The organism is Achromobacter sp. NPDC058515 (assembly GCF_042721735.1).
GTDB lineage: Bacteria > Pseudomonadota > Gammaproteobacteria > Burkholderiales > Burkholderiaceae_B > Achromobacter.
Map to the genome: position 1 here is coordinate 588,025 of NZ_JBHXNI010000002.1, position 8,346 is coordinate 596,370.

Consider the following 8,346-nt stretch of genomic DNA (forward strand, 5'->3'; position numbering starts at 1 on the left):
TATGGCCATAGTGACATGACCCTGTTTACACAGCCCCCGTCATGGCCTAGCCTCGGGCGCCCGCGATGGGTTCAGGAGGCCCCTTGCCCAAAAACTTCTGGCAACGCCTCCTAGCCCGGCCGCCGCACCGCCCTCACCTTGCCGCTTTCGCCGCCGCCGCAGAAGAACTGCCCGGCGCCGTCGGACTCCAGCCCCGACACGCCGGTGCCCGCGGGCATCTCGACGGCTTCCAGCACTTCACCCGTCGCCGGCTCCACGCGCCTGAGTTCGCTTTCGCCTTCCTCCCAGGTGCCGTGCCAGAGTTGTCCGTCCACCCAGGTCACGCCGGTGACAAAGCGGTCGGAAGCGATGGTGCGCAGCACGCGCCCGGTGCCGGGATCGATCTGGTGGATCTTGCGCTGCCGGTACTCGCCCACCCACAGGCTGCCGTCGGCCCAGGCCAGGCCGGAGTCGTTGCCGCCGCCGGGCGAGGGAATGGTGGCCAGCACCTTGCCGCTTTCCGGGTCCACCTTCTGGATGCGCCCGTCGGCAATCTGGTAGAGGTGCTTGCCGTCAAACGCGGTGCCCGCGTTGGCGACGACCTTCAGCGACCGGGAGGTCGCGCCGGTGGCCGGGTCCAGGGCGACGAGGCTGTCTCCGGTGGCAAACCACACCTGCTTGCCGTCATACGTGAGCCCGTGCACGGTATCAATGCCCGGGAAAGGGCCATATTCCCGGATGATCTGCGCTTGCGTTCGTTTCATGGTGGCGTCCTTTGAGTTGGTTCGTCCATGCTAATTGCCGGGCAGGATCGCCGGGAGTAACAAGCTTGTCGTGAAACCGGGCACCGGCGGCATCATCCAGCGGCGCGCGCGGCCGCGCCCCAGGGGCTGCACCTTGCCGGCCGCGGACAGCGCGTCCAGCGTCCGCTGCACGGTGCGCTGGCTGGCGCCGAGCGCCAGCGCCAGGGCCGAGCTGGACCACGATTCGCCGTCGGCCAGAAAAGCGAGCACGGCCTCGTGGTCCGCCTGCAGGTCTTCTGCCGGCCGGGCCAGCACGGCGACCTGGCGGCCGGCGGCCGGCTCCAGCACAAAGCCCCGCTTCGTTGCGCTGACGCCGGCCAGCGCGCGGATCGCGGCGCGCAGCCGGCCGATCTCGACCCGCAGGCGCGCGCGGTGCGTTTCGTCGAAGTACCGGGTGCGAAAGGCCTGCGCGATGAGCGTTTCCCGGGGCGCGTCCTGGGGCCAGGCTTCGGCCAGCGCGCGCGCCAGCGCAAACAGCACCGGGCGGCTGGCAAGCGGAATCGCCGCGTCCGCGCCGCGCACGGCATGGCGGCAGGCGTCCACGACCAGCGTCCCGGACGCGAGCAAGGATTCGACGCCGGCAAGCGACAAGGGCCGCTCGTCGCCCCGCGCGATCAGCCGCGCCGCGGTTGATTCGAGGGCCAGGGACGCCGTTTCCACCTCCGCCGCCAGCGCCGGGATGCCGGCCTGGCGGGCGGCTGCGCCGGCGCGGGCCAGCGCCGCCCTCGCCGCCTTGGCGCGAAGCCGGCGCATGGCGATGCCGGCGGCGATCAATTCATGGACGGCGCGGGACGCGGGCGGCAAGGAGTCCGGGTCCAATCCGGCAAGCGCGCGTTCGGCCTCGTCCAGCCGTCCGATCAGAAGCTGGCGGCGGGCCTGCAATTGGCGGGCGTGCGCGGCGTTGGCCAGGTCGCCGCGCGTGAGCAGCGTGGCGCGCGCGGCCTCCAGCGCCTTTTCGGGCCAGCCCAGGTCGCGCGAGGCAAGCGCGATCTCGGCTTCGGCGACGACGCAGCGGGCGCGGGCGGCGGCGTCTTTCGGGCCGAAGGCGCGGGCCGCGGCGCGCAGCAAGGTCCGGGCGCGAAGGAAGTCGCCCAGTTGCGCCATGGCGATGCCCCGCAGCGCCAGCGCCGCCGCGTCGTCGCGCAGCGCCACGTGGTTCAGGGCAGCCAGCGGGTCGCCAGCGGCCAGCGCGCGCGCCGCGGATGCGATCAGAAAATCCATGAAAATTCCCTCACGGGGTCACTCCCGGCGCCTGGTCAGAAAACTAATCTACACCAATGCGCCTGGCCTTCCGATGCCGTGACGGCCGGCATCGGACGGGTGCCGGGCTACAGCGGCGCGGACGCCTTCAGCAAGGGATAGGGATTGAGCGCGCCGCCGGCGGCATAGATGCCGTAGTGCAAGTGCGGCGGCGTGCCGCTGGCGTTGCCGGTATTGCCCACGTAGCCGAGCACGTCGCCGGGCGCGACCAGCTGGCCGCGGCGGATGTCGGCGTAGCCGTCCAGGTGCGCGTAGTAGTGCATCTGGCGGCCCGGACCCATCACCCACACCACCTGGCCGCCCAGATTGTTGACGCCGACGCGCGTGACCACGCCTTCGGTGGTGGACAGCACTGGCGTGCCCCGCGCGGCGAAGATGTCGATGCCCTCGTGCCGGCGTCCGTCGGCTCGGGCCGCGCCCCACGTATCGGCCAGCCGAAAGGGCGCAATGCCTTGCACCGGCACCGGCAGATAGGCGGGCGCCTCCTGCCAGGCCAGCCGCGCCATGTGCCAGGGCGCGCGGGCCGCGTCGGGCAGCCGCGGCCAGGCCCAGACGGCAATCGCGGCCAGCGCGGCAAGAACGAGCAGGCGTCGGGCAATGCGCAGTGGGGTGCGGGCGTCCATGAAAGGTTCGACGTGCCGGCGTCGCGGCGGTTCCCCCCAAGGCGGCCGTCACAGTGTTGCGCGGCCGGCGATGATGCGGCCCCTTTTTTCTCCCGAGCCCGCCGTCCGCCCCCCTTCCCACGCCCTGTCGGGCCGCCGCAGCGTGTAAACTCCCCCCTTTTTGACTCTGGTGGTATGTTGCAAGCCCCACAGCGCACAGGTTTAAGCGGCCCGACGCTCATTCGCTTGCTGACTCGCCTGACGGATGCCGATGTCCAGGAATCCCGGCAATCGCTTTCTGACCATCTGAGCCAGTGGCTTGGCTGGACGGACGCGATCGCGCTGTCCGCGGCCCTGAACACCAGCCCGCCGGTGATTGCGCCCGGCGCGCGCATGTTCAGCAGCGCCGAAGAGCGCGAGTGCGCGCGCGTCCGGACCACGCTGGCCGACGCCATCGCCAGCGATACCGCGGCCACGGCCGCCAAGCGGCTGACGCCGGGGCAGGCGCCGGTGAAGAAGCCGGCGGCGCTGGCCGACGCCGATTACTCGAATTTTCGTCAGCGCTATCTGTCGTTGCAGCACACGATGGAAACCAGCATTGGCAATCTGCGCAGCCGGCTGCGCGGAATGGTGGCGGCCAGAAATGGCGAAATGACGCGCCTGGCGGTGGTGGACGCCATCATGGACCGCGCCCTGCTGCCCAAGGAACGGGCCCTGCTGGGCGCGATTCCCAAGTTGCTGCAGGGTCACTTTGACCGTCTGCGGCTGGCCGAGGAAGCGGCGTTGGCGAAGGCGCAGGCCGGCGCCGAAGCGCCAGCCGGGTCCGAGGCGCCCGTCGAGGAAACGCCCGCGGCGGCGGCGCCCGCGGGCGCATGGCTGGACACGTTCCGCAAGGACATGCGCAGCATCCTGCTTGCCGAATTGGATGTTCGTTTACAACCGGTCGAAGGGCTGCTTGCCGCCCTTCGCGCCAGCTAACCGGGACACTATGTCCAAGTATCTGATCAATTTCGTTGTTTTCCTGGCCGGTCTGGCCGTCGTGGGCTGGATCGGCGCGGGCTATGCGGGCACCAACCCGCTGGCGCTGGCCGTCACGCTGCTGATCGGCGTCTGCTATCTGGCGGGCGCATGGGACCTGCTGCGCTACCAGCAGGCCACCTCATCGCTCACGCGGGCCGTGTCCGGCCTGTCCGAAGCGCCGGGCAGCCTGGGTTCCTGGCTGGACCAATTGCCCGCCGGCCTGCGCAACGCGGCGCGCCTGCGCGTCGAAGGCGAGCGCGTGGGCCTGCCCGGGCCGGCGCTCGCCCCTTATCTGGTGGGCCTCCTGGTGCTGCTAGGCATGCTGGGCACGTTCCTGGGCATGGTCGTGACGCTGCGCGGCACCGGCCTGGCGCTGGAAAGCGCCACGGACCTGGGCGCCATCCGGGCATCCCTGGCCGCGCCCGTGAAGGGCCTGGGCTTTGCCTTCGGCACCTCGATCGCCGGGGTGGCCACGTCCGCCATGCTGGGCCTGCTGGCCGCCCTGTGCCGACGCGACCGCGTCCACGCGGCGCAACTCCTGGACAGCAAGGCCGCGACCACCTTGCGCGTTTATTCGCAAAGCTACCAGCGCGAGGAGTCCTTCAAGCTGCTCCAGCGCCAGGCCGAAGTCATGCAGCGCCAGGCCGAAGCCATGCCGACGCTGGTCGGCCAACTGCAGGCCATGATGAAGAGCATGGAGCAGCAAAGCCAGACGCTGAACGACCGCCAACTGGCCAGCCAGGACGTGTTCCAGGGCAAGGCCGAGGCGGCCTACGCGCGCCTGGCGTCCGTCATGGAGCAGTCCATGAAGGAAAGCGTGGCGCATAGCGCGCGCTCGGCGGGCGAGGCCCTGCAGCCGGTGGTGGAAGCGACGATGGCCAGCCTGTCGCGCGAGACCGCTACCCTGCAGGACACCGTGGCGCAGGCCGTGCGGCAGCAGCTGGACGGCCTGACGACGGGCCTGCAGGCCACGACCACGAACGTCGCCGGCATCTGGGCCCAGGCGGTGGCGGGCCAACAGCGCGCCAGCGAAGCGATGACCCAGGACCTGCGCGCGTCGCTGGACCGGTTCGCCCAAACCTTCGAGCAGCGCTCGTCCACCCTGCTGGACGGCGTCTCCGCGCGCCTGGAAGCATCCTCCGGCAACCTGTCCGAGGCATGGACCCACGCGCTGTCCCGCCAGGAGCAAGCCAGCGAAAAACTGGCCGGCGACAACCTCCAGGCGCTGACTGCCGCCGCCGCCAGCTTCGAGCAGCATTCGGCGTCGCTCTTGCGCACCCTGAACCAATCGCACACGGCGCTGCAATCGGAACTGGCGTCGCGCGACCAGCAGCGCCTGGCCGCCTGGACCGAGACGCTGGGCGCCATGGGCGCCACGCTGCGCCAGGAATGGGAACAGTCGGGCGCGCAAGCCGCCGCCCGCCAGCAGGAAATCAGCGAAACCCTGGCGCGGACCGTGCGCGACATCACTACCCAGGCCGCGGCGCAAGCCGCCCTGCTGGAAGGCGTGTCGGCGCGCATGGAAGCCGCGGCCAACGGCGTGTCGGATCAATGGACGCAGGCGCTGTCCCGCCAGGAGCAGGCCAGCGAGAAGCTGGCCGGCGACAACCTGCAAGCCCTGACCGCGGCCGCCGCCAGCTTCGAGCAGCACTCGGCCTCGCTCTTGCGCACGCTGGACCAGTCGCACGCGGACCTGCAGGCGGCATTGGCCTCGCGCGACGAGGAACGCCTGGCCGCCTGGACCGGCACGCTGGGCGCGATGGCCGCCAGGCTGAGCCAGGAATGGGAGCAGGCCGGCACGCATGCCGTGGCCCGCCAGCAGGAAATCAGCGACACGCTGGCCGAGACCGCCCGCGGCATCGCGGCCCAGACCGAGGCGCAAGCCAGCCTGCTGGACAACGTGTCCGCCCGCCTGGAAACCGCGGCCGGCAGCGTCACGCAGGCCTGGACCGACGCGCAGTCGCGCCAGCAAAGCGCCAACGAAAAGCTGGCCAGCGACAACCAGCAGGCCCTGGAAACCGCCGCGGCGGCGTTCGGACAGCATGCCGAATCGCTGATGCGCACGCTGGACCAGTCGCACGCGGACCTGCAGGCGGCATTGGCCTCGCGCGACCAGGAACGCCTGGCCGCCTGGACCGGCACGCTGGCAACGATGGCCGCCACGCTTGGCGAAGCCTGGGAACAGGCCGGCACGCAGGCCGCCATCCGCCAACTGGAAATCAGCGACACGCTGGCCCAGACCGCGCGCGACATCACGGCCCAGACGCAGGCGCAAGCCGGCTTGCTGGAGAACGTCTCCACCCGCCTGGAAACCGCGGCCGGCAGCGTCACCCAAGCCTGGACCGACGCGCAAGCGCGCCAGGAACAGGTCGGCGAACAACTGGCCACCGGCAACCGCCAGGCTTTGGAAACCGCGGCGGCCGCCTTCGGACAACATTCGGCGGCGCTGCTGCAGACGCTGGACCAGTCGCATGCGGACCTGCAAGCGGCCTTGTCGGCCCAGGACGAAACGCGCCTGGCGGCCTGGACCGGCAAGCTCGCCGCCATGGCCGACGCGCTGCGCGCGGAATGGGAACAGGCGGGCGCAACCACCGCCAGCCAGCAGCAGCAGATCTGCGACACGCTGGCCCTGACGGCGCAGGACATCACGTCCCAGACGCAGGCGCATGCCAGCGACACCATCGCCGAGATCGGCCGCCTGGTGCAGGCCGCGTCCGAGGCCCCGCGCGCCGCCGCCGAAGTCATCGGCGAGCTGCGCCAGAAGCTGTCCGACAGCATGGTGCGCGACAACGAGATGCTGGAAGAACGCAACCGCCTGCTGGAAACGCTGGGCACCCTGCTGGACGCCGTGAACCACACCGCCGCCGAGCAGCGCACCGCCGTGGACGCGCTGGTCGCGTCGTCGGCGGACATGCTGGAGCGCGTGGGCGCCCAATTCACCGACAAGGTCGACGCCGAAACCGGCAAGCTGACCGACGTGGCCGCGCTGGTCACCAGCAGCGCCGTGGAAGTGGCCAGCCTGGGCGAATCCTTCGGCGTGGCGGTGCAGTCCTTCGGCGAGTCCAACGACAAGCTGATGGCGCACCTGCAGCGCATCGAAGCCGCGCTGGACAAGTCCATCGCGCGCGGCGACGAGCAGCTTGCCTACTACGTGGCGCAGGCCCGCGAGGTGGTTGACCTGAGCATGATGTCGCAGAAGCAGATCGTCGAGAACCTGCAGCAGCTCGCCAGCCAGCGCGCCGCGGCCGGAGTGGAAGCGGCATGAGCGAGGACATCGACGGCGGCGTGGAGCCGACAGCGCCGGCCTGGGCTGTCTTTGGCGACCTGATGTCGGTGCTGCTGGGCGCCTTCGTCCTGATCCTGGTGAGCGTGGTGGCCGTGCAGTTGCAGCTTTCAAACCAGCTGGAAGAAGAGGTCAAGCAGCGCCAGGCGGAAACGCAGCGGCGGGAAACGCTGGAGCAGGCGCTGGCGGGCCCGCTGGCCGCCGGCCGCGTGACGCTGATCAACGGCCGCATCGGCATCAGCGGCAGCGTGCTGTTCGCCCTGAACTCCGATCAGTTGCAGCCCGAAGGCCGCGAGATCCTGAAGAGCCTGATCGAGCCGCTGTCCGCGTACCTGAAATCCCACGACGAGATCCTGATGGTCAGCGGCTACACCGACGACCAGCAGGTGCGCGAGGGCAACCGCCGCTTTGCGGACAACTGGGACCTCTCGGCCCAGCGCGCCTTGACAGTGACCCGCGCCTTGATCGACGAGGGCGTCGCGTCTTCAGCCGTGTTCGCGGCCGCCTTTGGCGCCGAGCAGCCGGTGGCGTCCAACGCCGACGAGGAAGGCCGGGCCAGGAACCGCCGGGTGGAAATCACGCCCATCCCCAAGCCGTCCAACGACATGGGAAAGCCGCGTGAGCAGTGACGGCACCCGCGGAGAACTGCTGGACGCGCGCGCGACGCTGGACCTCTGGCGCGAATGCGGCGCCGACCGCGTCAATCCCGTCCGCTTCCATTTCATGGACGCGCTGGACCGGCGCGCCGCCGCGTACAGCGGCCAGCCCCGGCAACTGCTGGACGAAAAGCTGGCAAGGCTGATCCAGGCGTATGAAGCCGACCTGGACAGCGCCGCGGCCCAGCCCGGCGCGGCCGGCCTGCCGGCCTCCCCCGAACGCGGACCGCTGGCCGCGCTGATCGACGACATCGCCAACCCGGCCTCGGCGGACGGCAATGGCCCGGCCGGCCGCGACGACGCGATGGGCCTGCGCGCCGGCTACCCCGAAGTGCAGATGCTCGATTACTTCCGGGCCGTCTGGTCCCGGGTCAGCGCCGACCGCCAGGTGCGCCAGTCCCAAGAGCAGGTGCACAAGAACGCGGGGCCGCTGAACTCCAACCAGCTCGTGCACCGCGCCCTGTCGCTGATGCGCGAACTGTCGCCGGGGTACCTGCAGCAGTTCCTGTCGTACACCGATGCGCTGATGTGGATGGAACAGATGGCCGCGGCGACCGCGCCGCCGGCCAAGGACGCGCCGCGCGCCGGCGCCGCCAAGAAAACCGCGCGCGGCAAGGCTCGCTAGCAAGCCAGGTGTCAGACACCCGAGTGAGACAACCGTCAGCCTGCGGCAACGCCTCAAGGGTGTCAGACACCCATCAGCGGAGGATGTCTGCAAGCCAGGTGTCTGACACCCGTGTGAG

7 protein-coding genes are annotated in these 8,346 nt (G+C 70.5%); 4 read left to right on the top strand and 3 right to left on the bottom strand.

Features of this window, described 5'->3' with window-relative positions:
• Window positions 1–110 precede the first annotated feature (110 nt).
• From ACFWP0_RS05965 to ACFWP0_RS05975, 3 genes are all read right to left on the bottom strand, one after another.
• Window positions 111–743 carry a glutaminyl-peptide cyclotransferase gene (locus ACFWP0_RS05965; protein WP_377840418.1) on the bottom strand — a complete coding sequence of 211 codons (633 nt, stop codon included), beginning with the start codon at window positions 741–743 and terminating at the stop codon, window positions 111–113.
• Window positions 744–773: 30 nt separating this feature from the next.
• Entirely contained in the window at window positions 774–2,003 is a 1,230-nt protein-coding gene (locus tag ACFWP0_RS05970; RefSeq protein WP_377840420.1) for a helix-turn-helix domain-containing protein, read from the bottom strand.
• Between the two features lie 107 nt (window positions 2,004–2,110).
• Window positions 2,111–2,665, bottom strand: a complete 555-nt coding sequence (locus ACFWP0_RS05975) for a M23 family metallopeptidase (protein WP_377840422.1) — start codon at window positions 2,663–2,665, stop codon at window positions 2,111–2,113.
• 174 nt (window positions 2,666–2,839) lie between these two features.
• On the opposite strand from ACFWP0_RS05975, the gene ACFWP0_RS05980 reads away from it, so the two are divergent.
• The 4 genes from ACFWP0_RS05980 to ACFWP0_RS05995 are packed head-to-tail and all read left to right on the top strand — an operon-like array spanning window position 2,840 to window position 8,228.
• On the top strand, window positions 2,840–3,622 hold the full coding sequence (locus tag ACFWP0_RS05980) for a DUF3348 domain-containing protein (RefSeq protein ID WP_377840423.1): 783 nt from the start codon (window positions 2,840–2,842) through the stop codon (window positions 3,620–3,622).
• Window positions 3,623–3,632: 10 nt separating this feature from the next.
• A complete protein-coding gene (locus ACFWP0_RS05985; RefSeq protein ID WP_377840425.1) occupies window positions 3,633–6,929 on the top strand; it encodes a DUF802 domain-containing protein in 3,297 nt (1,098 codons plus the stop codon).
• Entirely contained in the window at window positions 6,926–7,576 is a 651-nt protein-coding gene (locus ACFWP0_RS05990; RefSeq protein WP_377840426.1) for an OmpA family protein, read from the top strand. The genes ACFWP0_RS05985 and ACFWP0_RS05990 overlap by 4 nt, the downstream gene beginning before the upstream one ends.
• Complete coding sequence (locus ACFWP0_RS05995) at window positions 7,566–8,228, top strand: DUF2894 domain-containing protein (protein WP_377840428.1); 663 nt, start codon at window positions 7,566–7,568, stop codon at window positions 8,226–8,228. The genes ACFWP0_RS05990 and ACFWP0_RS05995 overlap by 11 nt, the downstream gene beginning before the upstream one ends.
• Window positions 8,229–8,346 lie beyond the last annotated feature (118 nt).

Bases quoted from the DNA above. Each gene is read 5' to 3' on its own strand.
- ACFWP0_RS05970 (WP_377840420.1), bottom strand. From the start codon at position 2,003: ATGGATTTTCTGATCGCATCCGCGGCGCGCGCGCTGGCCGCTGGCGAC.
- ACFWP0_RS05975 (WP_377840422.1), bottom strand. From the start codon at position 2,665: ATGGACGCCCGCACCCCACTGCGCATTGCCCGACGCCTGCTCGTTCTT.
- ACFWP0_RS05965 (WP_377840418.1), bottom strand. From the start codon at position 743: ATGAAACGAACGCAAGCGCAGATCATCCGGGAATATGGCCCTTTCCCG.
- ACFWP0_RS05990 (WP_377840426.1), top strand. From the start codon at position 6,926: ATGAGCGAGGACATCGACGGCGGCGTGGAGCCGACAGCGCCGGCCTGG.
- ACFWP0_RS05985 (WP_377840425.1), top strand. From the start codon at position 3,633: ATGTCCAAGTATCTGATCAATTTCGTTGTTTTCCTGGCCGGTCTGGCC.
- ACFWP0_RS05980 (WP_377840423.1), top strand. From the start codon at position 2,840: ATGTTGCAAGCCCCACAGCGCACAGGTTTAAGCGGCCCGACGCTCATT.